This window comes from Variovorax sp. GW821-FHT10B04 (genome assembly GCF_059415645.1).
On sequence record NZ_JBWKNQ010000012.1, the window covers coordinates 107,930 to 126,079 of the forward strand.

The 18,150-nt window shown below is 71.5% G+C and carries 19 protein-coding genes and 1 riboswitch; of the genes, 14 read left to right on the top strand and 5 right to left on the bottom strand.

The genetic code is table 11. The features are described 5' to 3' along the window. Positions 1–2: 2 nt before the first annotated feature. Complete coding sequence (locus tag AC07PZ_RS25160; RefSeq protein WP_495297886.1) at positions 3–737, top strand: sulfite exporter TauE/SafE family protein; 735 nt, start codon at positions 3–5, stop codon at positions 735–737. 3 nt (positions 738–740) lie between these two features. Here the strand turns inward: AC07PZ_RS25160 and AC07PZ_RS25165 are convergent, their stop codons facing one another. Further along, positions 741–992, bottom strand: a complete 252-nt coding sequence (locus AC07PZ_RS25165) for a helix-turn-helix domain-containing protein (RefSeq protein WP_495297887.1) — start codon at positions 990–992, stop codon at positions 741–743. A gap of 12 nt (positions 993–1,004) precedes the next feature. After that, on the bottom strand, positions 1,005–1,586 hold the full coding sequence (locus AC07PZ_RS25170; protein WP_495297888.1) for a DUF2975 domain-containing protein: 582 nt from the start codon (positions 1,584–1,586) through the stop codon (positions 1,005–1,007). 86 nt (positions 1,587–1,672) lie between these two features. Here AC07PZ_RS25170 and AC07PZ_RS25175 point away from each other — a divergent pair, with 86 nt between their 5' ends. Beyond that, positions 1,673–2,263 carry a hypothetical protein gene (locus AC07PZ_RS25175; RefSeq protein ID WP_495297889.1) on the top strand — a complete coding sequence of 197 codons (591 nt, stop codon included), beginning with the start codon at positions 1,673–1,675 and terminating at the stop codon, positions 2,261–2,263. Positions 2,264–2,547: 284 nt separating this feature from the next. On the opposite strand, the gene AC07PZ_RS25180 is transcribed toward AC07PZ_RS25175, so the two are convergent. Together AC07PZ_RS25180 and AC07PZ_RS25185 are read right to left on the bottom strand one after the other, a co-directional pair. Beyond that, positions 2,548–2,907, bottom strand: coding sequence for a cell division protein ZapA (locus AC07PZ_RS25180; protein ID WP_495297890.1), 360 nt, complete (start codon positions 2,905–2,907; stop codon positions 2,548–2,550). After that, complete coding sequence (locus tag AC07PZ_RS25185; protein WP_495297891.1) at positions 2,904–3,128, bottom strand: DUF904 domain-containing protein; 225 nt, start codon at positions 3,126–3,128, stop codon at positions 2,904–2,906. Before AC07PZ_RS25185 ends, AC07PZ_RS25180 begins: the two co-directional genes overlap by 4 nt. 44 nt (positions 3,129–3,172) lie before the next feature. Then, a riboswitch (cobalamin riboswitch) is annotated at positions 3,173–3,411 on the top strand. Between the two features lie 81 nt (positions 3,412–3,492). Between AC07PZ_RS25185 and AC07PZ_RS25190 the strand changes: the two genes are divergently transcribed. From AC07PZ_RS25190 to AC07PZ_RS25245, 12 genes are read left to right on the top strand one after another with little or no spacing between them, the layout of a single operon-like run. Continuing rightward, positions 3,493–5,430, top strand: coding sequence for a TonB-dependent receptor domain-containing protein (locus AC07PZ_RS25190; protein ID WP_495297892.1), 1,938 nt, complete (start codon positions 3,493–3,495; stop codon positions 5,428–5,430). After that, positions 5,415–6,818 carry a cobyrinic acid a,c-diamide synthase CobB gene (locus AC07PZ_RS25195; RefSeq protein WP_495297893.1) on the top strand — a complete coding sequence of 468 codons (1,404 nt, stop codon included), beginning with the start codon at positions 5,415–5,417 and terminating at the stop codon, positions 6,816–6,818. The genes AC07PZ_RS25190 and AC07PZ_RS25195 overlap by 16 nt, the downstream gene beginning before the upstream one ends. After that, positions 6,811–7,365 (top strand): bifunctional adenosylcobinamide kinase/adenosylcobinamide-phosphate guanylyltransferase, encoded by a 555-nt coding sequence (locus AC07PZ_RS25200; RefSeq protein WP_495297894.1) that lies wholly within the window; start codon positions 6,811–6,813, stop codon positions 7,363–7,365. The genes AC07PZ_RS25195 and AC07PZ_RS25200 overlap by 8 nt, the downstream gene beginning before the upstream one ends. A 44-nt stretch (positions 7,366–7,409) precedes the next feature. Continuing rightward, complete coding sequence (locus AC07PZ_RS25205; protein ID WP_495297990.1) at positions 7,410–8,282, top strand: ABC transporter substrate-binding protein; 873 nt, start codon at positions 7,410–7,412, stop codon at positions 8,280–8,282. A 16-nt stretch (positions 8,283–8,298) separates the two neighbouring features. Then, complete coding sequence (locus AC07PZ_RS25210) at positions 8,299–9,291, top strand: FecCD family ABC transporter permease (protein ID WP_495297895.1); 993 nt, start codon at positions 8,299–8,301, stop codon at positions 9,289–9,291. 23 nt (positions 9,292–9,314) lie between these two features. Then, positions 9,315–10,115, top strand: coding sequence for an ABC transporter ATP-binding protein (locus AC07PZ_RS25215; RefSeq protein WP_495297991.1), 801 nt, complete (start codon positions 9,315–9,317; stop codon positions 10,113–10,115). A gap of 55 nt (positions 10,116–10,170) precedes the next feature. Next, entirely contained in the window at positions 10,171–10,740 is a 570-nt protein-coding gene (gene cobO / locus AC07PZ_RS25220) for a cob(I)yrinic acid a,c-diamide adenosyltransferase (RefSeq protein ID WP_495297896.1), read from the top strand. A gap of 2 nt (positions 10,741–10,742) precedes the next feature. Continuing rightward, entirely contained in the window at positions 10,743–11,219 is a 477-nt protein-coding gene (locus AC07PZ_RS25225) for a MotA/TolQ/ExbB proton channel family protein (RefSeq protein ID WP_495297897.1), read from the top strand. Then, positions 11,216–11,563, top strand: coding sequence for a DUF2149 domain-containing protein (locus tag AC07PZ_RS25230; protein ID WP_495297898.1), 348 nt, complete (start codon positions 11,216–11,218; stop codon positions 11,561–11,563). The genes AC07PZ_RS25225 and AC07PZ_RS25230 overlap by 4 nt, the downstream gene beginning before the upstream one ends. Further along, the gene (gene cobN / locus AC07PZ_RS25235) at positions 11,560–15,801 is read left to right on the top strand and encodes a cobaltochelatase subunit CobN (protein WP_495297899.1); all 4,242 of its coding nucleotides are present in this window, start codon (positions 11,560–11,562) and stop codon (positions 15,799–15,801) included. The genes AC07PZ_RS25230 and cobN overlap by 4 nt, the downstream gene beginning before the upstream one ends. After that, complete coding sequence (gene cbiB, locus AC07PZ_RS25240) at positions 15,798–16,838, top strand: adenosylcobinamide-phosphate synthase CbiB (RefSeq protein ID WP_495297900.1); 1,041 nt, start codon at positions 15,798–15,800, stop codon at positions 16,836–16,838. Before cobN ends, cbiB begins: the two co-directional genes overlap by 4 nt. After that, positions 16,835–17,896 (top strand): aminotransferase class I/II-fold pyridoxal phosphate-dependent enzyme, encoded by a 1,062-nt coding sequence (locus AC07PZ_RS25245; RefSeq protein ID WP_495297901.1) that lies wholly within the window; start codon positions 16,835–16,837, stop codon positions 17,894–17,896. The genes cbiB and AC07PZ_RS25245 overlap by 4 nt, the downstream gene beginning before the upstream one ends. 11 nt (positions 17,897–17,907) lie before the next feature. On the opposite strand, the gene AC07PZ_RS25250 is transcribed toward AC07PZ_RS25245, so the two are convergent. Then, positions 17,908–18,102, bottom strand: coding sequence for a hypothetical protein (locus AC07PZ_RS25250; protein ID WP_495297902.1), 195 nt, complete (start codon positions 18,100–18,102; stop codon positions 17,908–17,910). Positions 18,103–18,150 lie beyond the last annotated feature (48 nt).

Here is an 18,150-nt window from a genome sequence, read left to right on the forward strand (position 1 = left end):
CGATGCAGACCGCGCTGGCCGGCACCGCACTGCTGATGGGCCTGGCCGGCGGCCCGCACTGCGTCGCGATGTGCGGCGCGGCCTGCGCGGGCGCAGTGCGGCTCGCACGTGCGCGTCTGCCCGGCGGCGGCATCGCGACCACGCTGGCGTCGCCGGCGGCCATGGCCGTTCCCGGGAACGGTGCGGCCACCATGGCGCTGCACGCAGGCCGGATGCTCGGCTATGCGGCCGGCGGTGCCATGGCCGCGGCGACGGTGCAGGGCCTGGGGTTCGCCAGTGCGCATGTGGCGGCACTGCGTCCGCTGTGGGTGCTGCTGCACGTCTTCGTGTTCGCCTGGGGCGCGGTGCTGGCGATCATGGGGCGACAGCCCTTGTGGGCGCATCAGGTCGGTCGTCGGGTCGGCGAATGGCTGCGCCCTTTGGCCGGCTCGCTGCGCGGCGTGTTCGCCGCCGGCGTGCTCTGGCTGGCGATGCCCTGCGGTCTGCTCTATTCGGCACTGATGCTGGCTTCGCTGGGCAATGGACCCTGGCAGGGCGCCGTCGTCATGGCGGCGTTCGCTGCGGGCACCTCCGTGTCGCTGGTGGCGGCGCCGTGGCTCTGGCAGCGCCTGCGCTGGCGGCTCGACGTCGCGCGCCAGGCCTGGGGCACGCGCATCGCCGGTGCGTTGCTGGCGGGCGTTGCGCTGCAGGCGATCTGGATGGATGTGTGGCGGCAGGTCGCGCTGTGGTGCGCCTGAACTTCACTGCGGGGCGCCGAGTGTTGAGCGCGGCTGGACGCCCGGCTCGGAAGGGGCCTCGTACACGAGCAGGTCGCCAGGCTGGCACTGGAGGTAGTTGCAGATCTTCTCGAGCGTGTCGAAGCGCACGCCCTTGACCTTGCCCTGCTTGAGCAGCGACATGTTGGCTTCGGTGATGCCGACGTGCTCGGCCAGGTCCTTCGAGCGGACCTTGCGGCGCGCGAGCATCACGTCGAGCTGGACGACGATCGTCATCGCGGGCCTCGGCTAGAGAAACGCGGCATTTTCTTCGGCCAGCAACTGGCCTTGCCGGAGTACGCCGCTCATCAGCCACAGCACCATCGCGCACAGCAGCACGAGGGCGTGTGCGACGCCGCCTCCGACGACCACCGCACGCGCGCCCACGGCGTTCTCCCAGGTCAGCGAGACCGACAGCAAGGGCACCGCGGCGAAGGCGGCCAGGGCCGTGCAGGCGATCAGCACGGCCAGGCGGCGCATGCAGCGCGCGGCATGCGCCGTGAAGGCCTGGCCCTGCGCCAGGTCGGCCAGGCATTCGCGCGCCCGCCACAAGGTCCATGACATGAGCAGGACGGGCACGGCGCTGACCAGCGCGCCGATGGCGCGTTGCCCGTCATGCAGCGGGCTCCGGATGTCGCCGATGCCGAGGTTCGCGAGGGCCAGCAGGCTGTCGGTGGGCGCCCAGGCCCAGTAGAGCGGCACCAGCACCGGCATGACGAGCGCCAGGACAAGGCAGATCGCCGCAAGTGCCATGCAGAGCTTGCCGAAGTGCTCAGGTTGGTGCGCAGGAATGTCCGCGGATGCCGCGGGGACAACGGTGTGGGTGGACAACTCAGCTCCTTGGCGTTAAAAATATCTGTAAAACAATAATTTATTGTTGAATGGCAGATATCTTAAACCACCCAAAGGAGTGATGCATGCGTCCGTTGTCTTTGTTGCGTGGGGCTTCGAGCCTCTGGATCTGTGCGCTGTTGGCGGGCTGTTCCGGCGTTCCCCTGGGGTCCGTTCCGCGCCTCTTGGCGTTGCGAACCGAATTGCTGGTCGCCGATCCGGCGGAGATCATGCTGGCCGTCGAGATCGATGAGCGGCTGGTGCTGGCGAAGGGCGGCGTGCCGACGCTGGATGTCGATGTCCGTCCTGAAGAGCCGGGCGCATTCGAGCCGATTCATCGTGCGGTACCCATGCGGCTGAAGGCCGTCGGAACGCTGCCACCGGAACTGCCGCGCGCAGGCCCTGGACGGCATTGGCTGGTCTACGACTTCGCTCCCGAATCGCAGAAGGAATTTGCTTCTCTTCAGGCCAGGATCAAGCAGATCCGCAGCGATCGCCAAGGCAGGACGGGCGGCTCGCTGAGCGTCGCCGTCACGCAGGACGGACTCGCGCCGAGCGAATCGAAACTGGGCCGTACGCTGTGGCAGAGCTGGCTGCGAACCTCCGCCAAGACGGGCTTCTTCGAGTTCTGGACGGGCTCGCTCGACGACTTGAAGGCGGCCCGCGAGCGCAAGTGAAAGCGCCAACAGAAACGGCCCCGAGCCGCTGGTGCTGAGGGCCGTCGATCGGCTATGCCGGAATAGGTGTCTGCAGTGTGGTGCGCCGGACCCGCATCCTGAACCAGGGTTCAGGTGGGCGAGGGCAGCAAGGCTTCGGGTTCATCTGACGCGAGATGATCACGCCCGCCAAGCGATGTACCAAGCCCGGCTCCGGAGAGCATTGGAACAAGGAAATATTAAGCCCGACGCGCACTGCAGACGAGGGCAATTCTAAGCGCCCAACGCTCTGGCGGCGCGGATCGTCAGAGCAAATGACCATCGCCCGCAAGGGCTTGGTCGAGACGGCGGATCAGGTCGGCCGCGCGAGCTTCGTCCGCAGTGGTGTCGGCCAGCGGCGCAATGGCTTGCGGCGCTTCGGGCGGTGTTGCTGCGGCAGCGGCTGCGGCCTCCGCCGTGGTGGCCAGCTGCACGCCCAGGTCGAAGGCCAGGTTGAGCGACGCGAGCACCGCGATGCGGTCGCGTGCGCGGACCTTGCCTGCGTCGCGGATGCGGCACATGGCCACGTCGACGCGCTCCACCGCTTCTCGCAACTGCGCTTCGCCCCCTTCGGGGCAGCCGAGCAGATAGCTCTGATCCATGATCTGGACCTCGATCTGTTTCATGGTGCGGCAGCGTCCTGGGTGGGTTCGGCCGGCAGGCGTTCGAGCAGTGCGTCGACCCGGCTGCGTGCCGCGCCGAGGCGGGCGCGCAGCGCGTCGCGCTCGCGCGTGAGCGCCTCGACCTGCTGCTGCAGCAACGCGTTGGTGCGTTGCACTTCCTCGTGTCGCAGGAGCAGTCGTTCCACGCGCTCGGCGATCTGGTCGATGGGGCTCGGTGCGGACATGCTCGGGATTGTAGATTCCACGAGGCGGGTTGCTCTCTGTTTCAAATAGAATCCGCCGCGTTGGTGCTCGCCGCGCGGTTCACGCGTTGCAGTTCAACGGGAAGCAGGAGCCGACGCCCACCGGGCCGACGCCAGCCTGCGCTGCCCCCGCAACGGTCAAGCAGACGGCATTTCGCGATGCCGCTTTCATCACTCAGCCACTGGACGCCCTGAAACAGGCTTCTGGGAAGGCGGTGAAGGTCGCTCTGCCAGCCCGGATACCGGCCAACGAGGAGGCCGCACGCATGCCTGCATGCACTGCGGTCGTGATGCCCATACGTCCGGCGGGGAAGCCGGGCAGGGTTCTTGTTTCGAGTTCGCTCCCATGACACATTGCATTTCTCCCGCAGGCGCACGCCTGTCTGCTCGCGCGCGCCTGGCCGCACTCCCGCTTCCTCTCTCGCTCGCACTGGCTGCTGCGTTTCCGGCCTTCCCGGCCTTCGCCCAGAACGCCGCCGAACCGGCGCTCGCCGAAACCGTCGTGACCGCCACGCGCGTGGCGCAGCCGCTGTCGGACCTGGTGGCCGACGTCTCCATCGTCGACCGCGAGACCATCGAGCGCAGCGGCGCGACCGGCGTGGCCGATCTTCTCGCGCGCCAGCCCGGCGTCGAGATCGTGCGCAACGGCGGCATCGGCAATTCCAGCAGCGTGTTCATCCGCGGTGCGGAGTCGCGCTTCACGGCCGTCTACATCGACGGCGTGCGCATCGACTCGCAATCGACCGGCGGCGCCGCCTGGGAAGCCATCCCGCTGGCGCAGATCGACCGCATCGAAGTGCTGCGCGGCCCGGCTGCGGCGGTCTATGGCTCGGACGCCATCGGCGGCGTGATCCAGCTGTTCACCAAGAAGGGCGAAGGCCCGGCGACGCCCTACGCGGGCGTGGGCTTCGGCAGCCACAACCTGCGGCACACCGAAGCCGGCGTGAGCGGCTCGGCCGGTGTGGGCGGCGCCTTCGACTACTCGCTCGGCGTGGCGCACGACGAGAGCGACGGCTACAACATCCAGCCGCTGGACAAACGCACGCCATCGCGTGACGGCTACACCAGCCCCGACAAGGACGGCTACCGCACGACCTCGGGCAATGCACGCCTGGGCTTCCGGATCAACGATTCGCAGCGCGTGGAAGCCACCGTGCTCTACAACGACCTGCGCTCGCAGTACGACGCTGCCAAGTTCGGCAGCGCGCCGGCCACGTACCCCGACGACCTCAACAGCAGCACGCTGCGCACGGTCGGCGCGGCATGGATCGCGAAGTGGAACGAGATCTACAGCACCCGCGTGCAGGTGACCGACAGCAAGACGACCTACCAGACGCTGCCGTCGTTCTACCGGACCGAAACGCAGCTGCGCGGCTACCTGTTCCAGAACGAATTCCGCTTCGGCCCGCACCTGGTGACGGCCTCGCTCGAGCGCCGCGAGGACGACCTCGAGAACGCGGCGACCTCGTCCGCCGCACTGCTGGCGCGCGACCGTTCGCAGAACGCCGGCGCGATCGGCTACAGCTTCGTGCAAGGGCCGCATTCGATCCAGTTGCACGCGCGCCATGACGACGACAGCGAGTTCGGCGGCAAGAACACCGGCAGCGCGGCCTACGGCTTCGCGATCACGCCGCAGTGGCGTGCCACCGTGTCGGCCGGCACCGCCTTCCGCGTGCCGACGCTGTACCAGCGCTTCAGCGAATACGGCGTGGCCAGCCTGAAGCCCGAAGAGAGCCGCAACGTGGAAGCGGGCCTGAAGTACACGCAGGGTTCGAGTTCGGCCGGCGTGGTGGTCTACCGCAACCGCGTGACCAACCTGATCACCTACGACAGCACCGCGGTCGGCTGCGTGTCGCTCTACGGCTGCTACGCCAACACGGCACGCGCCGAGTACGAGGGCGTGACGCTGTCGGCCGACCAGCGCATCGGCGCGGTGTCGCTGCGCGCATCGGCCGACTTCCAGGACCCGCGCGATCTGGTGACCGGCAACCAGCTGGCACGCCGCTCGCGCCGCCATGCGACCTTCGGTGCGGACTGGCAGGTCGCCGGCTGGACGCTGGGCGCCGAGCTGCAGACCTCCGCCAAGCGCTACGACGACGCGGCCAACACGCGCGTGCTGGGCGGCTACACGCTGCTCAACCTGGTGGCCAGCACGCAGATCACGCGTGACCTGAGCCTGCTGGCGCGTCTCGACAACGCCGGCGACAAGGACTACATGCTGGCGCGCGGCTACGCCACCGGTGGCCGCACCGGCTACCTCGGCCTCAAGTGGACGCCGCAATAAGCCGTCGCGAAGCCTCCGCCGCGGGCGCGACCTGCGCCGCCGTGCTCGTGGCCGCACCGGCCTCGGGCCAGGGCAAGACCACGGTGTCGGCCGCGCTCGCGCGGCTGCATGCGCGCCAGGGTCGCACCGTGCGCGCCTTCAAGTGCGGGCCCGACTTTCTCGATCCGCACTGGCTGGCGCTGGCCACCGGCGCGCCGGTGCATTCGCTCGACCTCTGGATGACCGGCGAGGCCGACTGCCGTGCGCGCCTGCAGGCCGCGGCGGCCTCGGCCGATCTGCTGATCGTCGAAGGCGTGATGGGCCTGTTCGACGGAACGCCCAGCGCCGCCGACCTGGCCGAGCGCTTCGGGCTGCCGGTGATCGCCGTGATCGACGCGCAGGCCATGGCCGGCACCTTCGGCGCGCTGGCGTTCGGCCTGCAGCACTTCCGCCCCTGCCTGCCCTGGGCCGGCGTGCTGGCCAACCGCGTGGCCGGCGAGCGCCATGCCGGCATGCTGCAGGCCGCATTGCGCGAGCCTGCGCAGTGGCTCGGCGGCCTGCCGCGCAGTGCGGACTTCGCGCTGCCCGAACGTCACCTGGGCCTGGTCGGCGCAGGCGAGATCGATGACCCGATGGCGCGGCTCGATGCCGCCGCAGATGCGCTGGCCGCGACGCCGCTGGGCCAATTGCCGCTCGACCGGCTGCCGCGATGGTCGCCGCCGGTCGCGGTGTCGACCGAAGCAGCGCTCGATGCCATGGCCGATGCACGGCCGCCCGCGCCGCTGCTGGCCGGCCGCACGATCGCCATTGCGCGCGACGCCGCGTTCTCCTTCATCTACCCCGCCAACCTCGACCTGCTGACCGCCATGGGCGCGTCGATGGTCTTCTTCTCGCCGATGGCGGGCGACACCTTGCCCGCGTGCGACGCGGTCTGGTTGCCCGGCGGCTATCCGGAACTGCACGCCGATGCGCTCTCGGTGCAGTCCGCGTTGCGCGATGCGCTGGTGGCGCATGCCGCGGCCGGCAAGCCGGTCTGGGCCGAATGCGGCGGCATGATGTCGCTCTTCGACACCCTGGTGACGGCCGATGGCGTCGCGCATCCGATGTGGGGCCTGCTGCCGGGCCGCGTGACGATGCAGAAGCGCCTTTCCGGCCTCGGGCCGCAACAACTGCAACTCAACGGGCACGCCTTGCGCGGACACACCTTTCACTACTCGTCGTGCGAGACGCCCATGCCACCGGCCGCGCGCACGGCCCGGCCCGGCGTTGCGCAACCCGTCGGCGCGGGCGAGGCCGTCTACGTTCGCGGCAGCGTGCGCGCGAGCTACTTCCATGCCTGGCTGCCGTCCAGCGCCGAAGCCGCGGCGGCGCTGTTCCAGCCCGCGCCCCTGGTGTTCGCCGATGCCTGAGCGCGAACTGATCCTCGGCGGCCAGAAGAGCGGCAAGTCGCGCCGCGCCGAGCTGTGCGCCGCCGCCTGGCTGGCCGCGTCGGCGTCGCATCGCGCGGTGCTGGTCGCGACCGCCGAAGCGCACGACGACGAGATGCGCGCGCGCATTGCACGCCATCAGGCCGATCGCAGCGAACGCGTGCCCGGCCTCGCCACCATCGAGGAGCCGCGCGCGCTGGCCGGGACGCTGGCCGCGCTGAGCGCGCCCGACACGCTGGTCGTGGTCGACTGCCTCACGCTGTGGCTCACCAATCTGCTGATGCCGATGGCCGGTGCGCCGATCGACCCGCGCGACGCCACCGACGGGCTGCTGCAGTCGCTGCGCCATGCGCGCGGCCCGCTGGTCCTGGTGGGCAACGAGATCGGGCTCGGCGTGATCCCGATGGGCCGCGAGGTCCGTGCCTTCGTCGACGCGCTCGGCCGGCTCAACCAGGACGTGGCCGCCGAATGCGACCGCGTCACGCTGATGGCGGCGGGACTGCCGCTGACGCTGAAGGAACCCGCATGAATCACACGAACCACATGAGCGCCCGCCGGCCCCGGCGCGCACGGATGGGCACCGCGCTGGCGACGTGCCTCGCCGCGGTCGCGCTGTGGGCCGCCGGCACCACGGCGGCGCAAGCGGTCGACGTCACCGACGAACGCGGTGTGACGGTGCATCTGGCGCAGCCGCCGCAGCGCATCGTCACGCTGCTGCCGTCGCTGACCGAATCGGTCTGCGCGCTCGACGCGTGTGCGCGGCTGGTCGGTGTCGACCGCTACTCCAACTGGCCCGCGTCGGTGCGCGCGCTGCCGCAGGTCGGCGGCGGGATAGACCCGAACGTGGAAGCCATCGTCGCGCTCAAGCCCGACGTGGTGCTGCTGGCCAAGTCCTCGCGCGTCACGCAGCGGCTGGAAGCGCTCGGCATGAAGGTGCTGACGCTCGAGCCGAAGAACCATGTCGACATGAAGCGCGTGCTCGACAAGCTCGGCCAGGTGCTTGGCACCGACGACGCGCAGCGCGTCTGGCGCGCGATCGATGCCAGCGTGTCGGCCGCGGCCCAGTCGCTGCCGCCGGGGCTGCGCAACACGCGCGTGTACTTCGAGGTCAACAACGGCCCCTATGCCGCGGGCGAAAGCTCCTTCATGGGCGAGACGCTGACGCGGCTCGGCGTGAAGAACATCGTGCCGGCGGCGCTCGGGCCTTTTCCCAAGCTCAACCCGGAGTACGTGGTGCGCGCCAATCCCGACCTGATCATGGTCGGCGAGCGCAGCGCCACCGGCCTGGAAGAGCGTCCGGGCTGGGCCGGCATCCGCGCGGTGCGCGAGCACCGCATCTGCCGCTTCAACGCGGCCGATGCCGACGTGCTGGTGCGGCCCGGCCCGCGCATGGGCGAGGCGGCGCGGCTGATGGCGCAGTGCCTGGCCGACAAGGCGCCGCGATGACATCGCCGGCGACTTCATGAGCACGCAGAAGATCCGCGCCAACTGGCTCGCCCTGGCCCTGCTGGTGCTGAGCGCACTGGTGCTGCTGCTGGGCATCGGCGTCGGCAGCACCGGCTTCGAGAGCGTGCTCGCGGCGCGGCACGACCCGATCGCGCTGCAGATCGTCTGGGACATCCGGCTGCCGCGCACGCTCGGTGCCTGGCTGGCGGGCGCGCTGCTGGGCCTGGCGGGCGCGGTGGCGCAGGGGCTGTTCCGCAATCCGCTGGCCGACCCGTACCTGCTGGGCAGTGCGTCCGGCGCGGCGCTGGGCGTGGCCGTGGCGCTGCTCATGTTCGGCGCGTCGCCGGCCAGCACGCAGTGGGTCGTGCGGCTCGGGCTCACCGGCGCGGCCTTCGTCGGCGCGGTGCTCGCGGTGCTGCTCACGCTGATGCTGGCGCGAGGCGTCCAGCAGACGCTGCGGCTGCTGCTCGCAGGCGTGATCGTCGGCGTGGTGCTGGGTGCGCTGAAGGACCTGATCACCATCGGCTCGGCCGACATCCTGGTGGCGCTGACCGGCTTCATGCTCGGCAGCACCGGCCTGGTCGGCTGGAGCGCCTGCGCGCTGATGGCCGCTTTCGGTGCCGGCTGCCTGCTGCTGGCCTGGGCGCTGGCGCCGGTGCTCGACGGCCTGGCGCTCGGCGAGGCGACCGCCGCGAGCCTGGGCCTGCCGCTGGGCGCGATGCGTGCCGCGCTGGTCGCGGTGCTCGCGATGGCGACCGGCGCCGCCGTGGCGCAGACCGGCCTGATCGCCTTCGTCGGCCTGGCTGCGCCGCACCTGGTGCGCTCGGCCGTCAAGACCACGCATGCGCGCCTGATCCTGCTGTCGGCCGTGATGGGCGGCCTGCTGCTGATGACCGCCGACCTGCTCGCGCGCTGGCTGATCGCGCCGCAGGAGCTGCCGGTCGGCGTGCTCACGGCGGTGCTCGGCGGCAGCTACCTGCTGTGGCTGATGCACCGGAGAGGCCGATGAGTGCGACGACTGTGATGGGTGCGATGGGCGCTGCGAATGCGCGAGACGTGCCGGCTCCCGCTGCGCTCGAGGCGCGCGGCGTCGGCGCGCGCCTCGGCCAGAGCGACGTGCTGCACGGCATCGACCTGGCGATCGCGGCCGGCCGCTGGACCAGCATCGTCGGGCCGAACGGCGCGGGCAAGTCGACATTGCTGCGCGTGCTGGCCGGCCTGCTGGCGCACAGCGGCGAGGTGCTGCTGGCCGGTGCGCCGCTGCGCGACCTGCCGGGCCGCCAGCGGGCCCGCCGGCTGTCTTGGCTGGGGCAGGGCGGTGCCGGCGAGCCGAGTGCCGACGACCTCATGGTCTACGACGTCGCGATGCTCGGCCGACTGCCGCACCAGCGCTGGCTGGCCGCGCCGGGCGACGCCGACCGCGCCGCGGTCGAACGCGCGCTGCGCCGCACGCAGGCCTGGGACTGGCGCGACCGGCCGCTGGGGCAGCTTTCGGGCGGCGAGCGCCAGCGCGTGCTGCTGGCCCGCGCGCTCGCGGTCGAGGCCGACGTGCTGCTGATGGACGAGCCGCTCGCCAACCTCGACCCGCCGCACCAGTCCGACTGGATGCTCACCGCCCGCGCGCTGGTCGATGCCGGCCACACGGTCGTCAGCGTGCTGCACGAACTGTCGATGGCGCTGTGCGCCGACGAACTCGTCGTGATGGCGGCCGGCCGCATCGCACACCACGGCGCCTGCAGCGACACGGCCACGCACCGTGCGCTGGAGCGTGTGTTCGACGAGCGCGTGGCCGTGCACCCGATCGCGGGGCAATGGATCGCCCTGCCGAAGTGACCCCCATGCGCCAGGTGATCGAACTGATCGAAGTGAATGACTTGATGGACATCCCATGCAGATAGAAACGCCTCCCGCCGCCAAGCCCTACGAGAAGCCCGAGGGCGAGCGCCGCGGCATCGTGATCGTCAACACCGGCGACGGCAAGGGCAAGAGCACCGCGGCCTTCGGCCTCGCGCTGCGTGCCCATGGCCGCGGCAAGCCCGTGAAGATCTACCAGTTCATGAAGGTGCCGAGCGCGCGCTTCGGCGAGCACCGCATGTTCGAGCAGATCGGTATCCCGATCGAGGGGCTCGGTGACGGCTTCAGCTGGAAGAGCCAGGACCTCGAACGCTCGGGTCAGCTGGCGCGCGACGGCTGGGAGAAGGCGAAGGCGGCGATCCTGTCCGGCGACTTCTTCCTGGTGGTGCTCGACGAGATCACCTACCCGCTGATCTACGGCTGGCTGCCGCTCGAAGGCGTGCTCGAGACGCTGCGTGCGCGGCCGAAGCACGTGCACGTCGCGCTCACCGGCCGCCGCTGCCCGCCCGAACTGATCGAGCTGGCCGACACGGTGACCGAGATGACGCTGGTCAAGCATGCGTTCAAGGCCGGCATTCCCGCGCAGCGCGGCATCGAGGACTGACGGTGCTCGCGCTCGACGCCGTCCTGTTCGAACTCGCGCGGCTGTTTCTCTGGCCCGTCACGCTGGGCGTGCTGCTGTGCTTCGTCTACGCGGTCTGGAGTCTGGGCGCGTTCGGGGTCGAGGCGCTGCAGCGCCGTGGCGACGCAGCTCGCGTGCTGGTGCTGCACCCGCTGGCCGCGGCCGGCGCGAGCCAGGAACAGATGGAGCTGGCCGTGCTCAAGCAGCTCGAAGGCGTGCGCCTGTGCAGCCGCGTCGCGCCGATGCTCGGCCTGATCGCGACCATGATCCCGATGGGCCCGGCGCTGGTCGCGGTCGCCTCCGGTGAATCGCAGGGCGTGGCGCAGAGCCTGGCGCCGGCCTTCGCCAGCGTGATCGTCGCGCTGGCCTCGGCGTCGATCACCTTCGTGGTCCACACGGTGCGGCGCCGCTGGCTGATGCGCGAGCTGGTCGCCGTGCTCGACATGCGCGAGGCGGCATGACGCGGCGGCGCTTCAACATCCTCGACGGCCTGGACGGGGAGGACGACGACCCGGTGCTGTCCGCCATCAATCTGGTCGACGTGTTCCTGGTGGTGATCGGCATGCTGATGATCGCGGTCATCCAGAACCCGGTGAACCCGTTCGCGCACGACACGCTGACCATCATCCGCAACGCGGGCCGGCCCGACATGGAGATCCTGCAGAAGGACGGGCAGACGGTCACGCGCTTCCGCTCCAGCGGCGCCTCGGGTGCGGGCGATGGCGAGAAGGCCGGCACGGCCTATCGGCTGAAGGACGGGACGATGGTCTACGTGCCGGCCGGCGCGGAGCCGGTGCGGCCGTGAGTCGCGCGCGGGCTGGCGCCTGGCGCGGGCTGGCCTCGCGCGCGGCGTGGTGGGTCGGGCTGATGTGGCTCCTGGTGTTGGGCGGGGCGAGCCTTGCTGCTGCGCCTGCTGCGCCTGCTGCGCCTGCTGCGCGTGACGCCGCGACGAATGTGGCGAATGCGACGGCCGATGCGTCAAGCCATGCAGCCGAAGCAGTCGCCGATGCCGTGCCGCCGATCGTCCTGCTCAGCACGCCGCTCGTGCCGCCCGCCCGTCTCGCCGGCCTGCAGGCTGCCGCGCGCAAGGCCGGCGTGCCCCTGCGCACGGTGCGGGCCGCGCAGGACGATGCCGAGGCCTTGGCGCATGCGCTCGACGGCGCCGCGCTGCTGCTCATCGATGCGCCGCATGCCAGCGTGGCGCAGGCCGCCGCCGCCCGCTTCGGCGATCGCATCGCGCAGAGCCGCATGCCGTACGTGCTGATCGGCGAGACGGCATCGGTCGCCAAGGGCCCGCCGTTCGCGGTGCCGCCGCTGGCCGCCGAGCGCGGTGTCGATGCGGCCTGGGCGCAGCGGCTGCGCGCCTACTGGCGCTTCGGCGGCGCAGCCAACACGGCCGCCGCGATGGCCGCGCTGCGGCAGGTCGGCGATGCGTCGGGGTTGCCCGAGCCGGTCGAGTTGCCGCCGGCGGGCTTCTACCACCCGGCTTGGCCGCGCATCGAGCGCGACGTCGCCGCACTCGCGAACCTGCCGCCGCCGCCGGTGGCGCTGTCGGGCGTCTCCGCCGGTGCGCCGGGCGTGGCCGCGCCGACCGTCGCCATCGCGGTCAACAGCGCCACCTTCACGAGCGACGACACCGGCTGGCTCGACACGCTGATCGACGCGCTCGCGCAGCGTGGCCTGCGGGCCTATGCGTTCTACGGGCCGCGCCAGCAGCCCGACCTGTTCTATCGGATGACGCATGCGGATGCGGCTGCTGCAGTCGGCACGTCCGGCCCACCAGACACCGGCCGCGTGGCGGATCTGCTGATCAACGCCGCGCTGGTCTTCAACCCGAACGAGCGCAAGGCCGAGCTCGAACGCATCGGCGTGCCGGTGCTGCAGACGCTGCCCGCGCTTGCGATGGATGCGGCGCAATGGGCGCAGAGTAAGGACGGCCTGGCGTCGTCCGACGTCGCCTTCTACTACGCGCCGAGCGAGCTCGCGGGCATGGTCGACCCGATGCTGATCACCGCGCGCGACGCGGCGACCGGCGTGCAGCAGCCGCTGCCGCTGCAGATCGCTTCGGTCGCCGACAAGGCCGCCGCGGTGCTGCGCCTGCAGCGCACGCCCGCGTCCGCGCGCCGCATTGCGGTGCTGGTCTACAACTACCCGCCGGGCGAAGCGAACTTCGGCGCGTCCTTCCTGAACGTGCCGCGCAGCGTCGACCGGATGCTCGGCGCGATGTCCGCCGCGGGCTACCGCACCGACGCGCCGGGCGCCGACGCGCTGATCGCGCAGGTGCAGGCGACGCTGTCCGCGTCCTACGACACCGGGCAGTTCCAGCCGCTGCTCGACCGTGACCTGGCCGACACGCTGCCGCTGGCGCGCTACCTGGCGTGGTTCCGTGCGCTGCCCGCCGAGACGCAGCAGCACATCGAGGCCTACTGGGGGCCGCCCGAGCGCTCGACGATGCTGCTCACGGTGGCGGGCGCGCCGGCCTTCGTGATCCCGCGCGTGCGCTTCGGCAACGTGGTCGTGATGCGCCAGCCGGCACGCCTCGAACCGGGCGCCGACACGGCGCGCAGGTCGGCGCAGCTCTACCACCGCGAGGCGATTCCGCTGAGCCACAGCTACCTCGCGACCTACCTCTGGATGCGCACGCAGTTCGGCGCCAACGCGGTCGTGCATGTCGGCACGCACGGCACGGTCGAGTGGTCGCCAGGCAAGCAGCGCGGCCTGTCGGCGCAGGACGATCCGCTGCTCGCGCTGGGCGACCTGCCCAATGTGTACCCGTACATCATGGACAACCTCGGCGAAGCCACCACGGCCAAGCGGCGCGGCCGCGCGACGATGGTCAGCCACTCGACGCCGATGTTCTCGCCCGCCGGTTTCCGCCCCGAAGCGGCGGCGCTGCACGAGCGCATGCACGACTGGGAAACGCTGTCGCCCGGTGCGGTCAAGTCGGCGCTCGAGGCGCGGCTCACCGCCGACTTCGTCGCGCAGCACTACGACCGCGACCTGCACTGGACGCCGCAACGCATCCGCGCCGACTTCGAAGGTTTCATGGCGGTGCTGCATCCGTACCTGGACGAGCTGGCGCAGACCGCGCAGCCGCTCGGCCTCGCGACCTTCGGCGAGACACCTTCGGCCGAGCGGCGGCGTTCGACGCTGCTGCAGATCCTGCGCAAGCCGCTGGCGGAGGCGCTCGGCGAAGACCCGGACGAAGCGCTGCTGGTCGATGCCAGCCGGCTGGCGGGCACGCGGATGGCGCGCTGGATCGGTCTGGCGCTGACCGATGCGGATGCAGCGAGCAAGGAGGGCAGGGACCCATCGGCGCTGCAGGCGCTGGCGCAACGCGCACGGCAACTCGACGCGGTGCTCGCGCACAACGAGGAACTCGATGGCTTTCTGGCCGCGCTCGACAGCCGCTACCTGGCATCGCGCTACGGCGGCGACCCCGTGCGCAACCCCGACAGCCTGCCGACCGGCCGCAACCTCTATGGCTTCGATCCGAGTCGCGTGCCGACGCGTGCCGCCTGGGACATCGGCGTGCAGGCCATGGACGCCTGGGTCGCCCAGCATGCGTTGGCCAACGGCGGCCGTGCGCCCGAGAAGATCGCCTTCACGCTGTGGGCCGGCGAGACGCTGCGCCACCAGGGCGTGATGGAGGCGCAGGCGCTGCATGCGATGGGCGTGCGCCCGCGCTGGGACGACGGCGGGCGCGTGGTCGGCATCGAGGTGGTGCCGGCGGCCGAGCTGCGCCGGCCGCGGATCGACGTGCTGGTGAGCGTCACCGGCTCGTACCGCGACCAGTTCCCGAACGTGCTGCGCTGGCTCGACGAGGCCGCGCGCCAGGTGGCCGCGCTGCCGGACGCCGACAACGCCGTGGCGCGCCACAGCCAGGCGATGGCGCGCCGCCTCCAGGCCGATGGCGCATCGCCCGCGGAGGCGCAGCGCTGGTCGACGGCGCGCGTGTTCTCCAACGCGCAGGGCAGCTACGGCGCCGGGCTGGAGGAGACCGCGCTGGCCACCGATCTCTGGCAAGGCCAGCGCCGGGCCGGCGGCGATGCGCAGATGGCGCAGCTCTTCATCGACCGCATGGGGCATGCGTACGGCGACGGGCTTGACGGCGCCGCGCGGCAGGGCGCGTTCGCGGCCAACCTGTCGCAGGTCGATGCGGCCCTGCTGTCGCGCACCTCGAACACCTACGGCATGCTGACAAGCGACGATCCGTTCCAGTACCTTGGCGGGCTGTCGCAGGCGGTGCGTCACCTGACCGGCCGCGACCCGGCGTTGTACGTGCAGAACCTGCGCGGCGGCGCTGGCGAGGTGCGCACCGACACGGCCGACGGTGCGCTCGCCCGCGAGATGCAGACGCGCTACCTGCACCCGCAATGGATCGCCGCCCAGCGCGCGGAGGGCTACAGCGGCACGCTGCAGGTGCTGAAGACCGCGCAGTTTCTCTGGGGCTGGCAGGTGACGGCGCCGCAGGTGGTGCGGCCCGACCAGTGGCAGTCGCTGCACGACGTGTACGTGCGCGACCGCTACCGGCTCGGCACGCGCGCATGGCTCGAGGGCAGCAACCGCGCGGCCTTCGCGCAGACGCTCGAACGCATGCTCGATGCGGTGCGGCTCGGCTACTGGCAGCCGGACGCGGCGACACGGCGCGAGCTGGTGCAGGCCTATGACGCCGCTGCACGCGCCAGCGGACTGAAGGAGCGCAATGCCGAGGTGACGCGCTTCGCGGCAGCGGATCTGTCGGCGCGCAGCGTGGCGCCGTTGCATGCGCCGCTGCCGGTCGAGGCATCCGCGGCGGGCGCAGCGGCACCAGCGCCCGCTGAAAGCACCAAGGACGCAGAGGCCGCGCGCCCCGCAACGCAGCAGCCCGTCCAGGGACTGAAGCTGGAGCGCGTGGCGGACGCGGTCGCGCCTGCGATGGACGGCGTCGTCACGCGTCTCTGGATGGCGTTCGGTGCGGCGTTGCTGATGGCGCTGGGAGGTCTGGTGCAGTGGCGGCGTGGCCGTCCCGCATCGTCGGTCGTCGCGGAGCCTGGGGCATGATCGGCTGGCCATTCGTCTGGCCGGCGATGTCCTGGCCCGCCGCATGCGCCACCGTGGCGGCGTTGGTGCTGGCCTTGCTGGTCGACCACCTGTTCGGCGAGCCGCCCGCGCGCTGGCATCCGGTGGTGTGGATCGGCAACTACCTGGGCTGGGCCGGTCGCCGGATCGCGCCCGTCGCCGGTGCGCGCACGTCGCGCCGTGCGGACATCGCCGTGTTCGCCGCGGGCGCGCTGGCATGGTGCCTGGGCGCAGTGCTCGTCGCGGGCGCCGGGGTGCTGCTGCAGGCCGTGCTGTGGCGGCTTCCGTTCTGGGCGACGGTGCCGCTCACCGGGCTGCTGCTGAAGCCGCTGCTTGCCTGGCGGATGCTGCGCAGCGAGGTGCTGGCGGTCGAGGCCGCGCTGGCCGTGTCGCTGGACGCCGGCCGTGCACAGCTCGCGCGGCTGGTGAGCCGCGACGTGAGCGCGCTCGGCGCGGCCGAGGTGCGCGAGAGCGCGATCGAGTCGCTCGCGGAGAACTTCAACGACTCGGTGGTGGCGCCGCTGTTCTGGTTCGTGCTGCTGGGCCTGCCCGGCGCGGCGCTGTACCGCTTCGCCAACACGGCCGACGCCATGTGGGGCTACCGCGGTCCGCGCGGCGGGCGCGAGTGGGAATGGGCGGGCAAGTGGGCGGCGCGCGCCGACGACCTGCTGTCGTGGGTGCCGGCGCGGCTCAGCGCGGGGCTTCTGTGTGCGGGCGGCGCGTGGCCTCGGCCGGCGCTCGGCGCACCCGAGCCGACGCGTCGCGCGGTGCTCCGCCGCGAGGCGCGGCGCACGCCGTCGCCCAACAGCGGCTGGCCGATGGCGGCCATGGCGTTGCTGCTGGGCGTGCGGCTCGGCAAGCCCGGTGTCTACACGCTGAACGAGGCGGGACGTTCGCCCGCCGCGCCCGACACGGTGCGGGCCGCTCGCCTTTGCTGGCGTGCGCTGCTCGGCCTGGTGGTGTGCGCATGCGCCGCCGCTGCGGCCATGGCATGGCTGTCGACGACACTGCCGCGATGACATTCCTGCACGGCACACAGCACGGCGGCCCCGACGCCCGAGGCGCGGCGCCGCACGACTTCTCGACCAACGGCAATGCCTGCGGACCCTGCCCCGACGCGTTGCGTGCGCTGCAGCGGGCCGACGCCGAGCACTATCCCGATCCGGCCTACACCGCGCTGCGTGCACGGCTGGCCGCCTTCCATGGGGTGGATGCGGCGCGCATCGTGATCGCCGCGAGTGCGAGCGAGTTCATCTTCCGCGTCACGGCGGCCGTCGCCAGCCGCGGCGGACCTTCTGCGCGCGTGGTGCTGCCGGCGCTGTCCTATGGCGACTACGCACGCGCGGCGCAGGCCTGGCGGCTGCCGATACGGCGCATGGATTCGGTCATCGAGGCCGCCGCGACGGCTTCTTCCGAGGGGGCCACGACCCTGGTCTGGCACTGCGAGCCTTCGAGCCCGCTCGGGCAGTCGGATGCGAGCCTGGGCGACGGCCTTGGTGCGTTGCCTGACACCGCGGTCTGCGTGGTCGACATGGCGTATGCACCGCTTCGGCTGGCGCACGGACCGTCGCTGGCCGTCGCCGACGGCGCCCTCGACCGCGCCTGGCAGCTCTGGACCCCGAACAAGGCGCTGGGGCTGACCGGTATCCGCGCCGCCTATGCGATCGCGCCGGTGCGCAGCGACGACTGGCGTGAAGCCGTCGCCGCCCTTTCGCCCTCGTGGCCGGTCGGTGCGCATGGCGTCGCGCTGCTCGACGCGTGGACGCGCCAGCCGGTCCGCGCATGGCTGGCCGACAGCCTGCACACGCTGCGTGGCTGGAAGGCGCGGCAGGTCGAACTCTGCGAGTCGATGGGCTGGCGCTGCCTGCCGGGCGAGGGCAACTTCTTCTGTGCGGCACCCCCGGTCGACGATGTGGCGGCGCTGTGCGCGCGCCTGCGCGAGCAGGGCGTCAAGTTGCGCGACACCGCGTCCTTCGGGTTGCCGGGCCACGTGCGCGTCGCGGTGCTGGGGCCGGCGTCGCAGGCTGCGCTGCAGGCGGCGTGGCTTGCCGTCGCGGCGGCTGCCGACCGACACTGACCGGGTATGGCTCAAGCGCCCTTGTCGGGTGCCTTTTCGGGTGTCTTGTGCTCGCGCTCGCCAGGCTCCTGCAGCTTCTTGTTGCGCACGTCCTTCATCATGGCTTCGCCTTCGGTGTCGCGGCCATCGCTGGGCACCGACTCCTCGCGGGTGATCTCGGGCTCCGGATCCGCGGCGGAGGGTCGGGTCGACGGCTGTGTGTTCATGCGAAGGCTCCTGTGTGCTTGGAGCGTCCACTGTCGTGCGTTCGATGC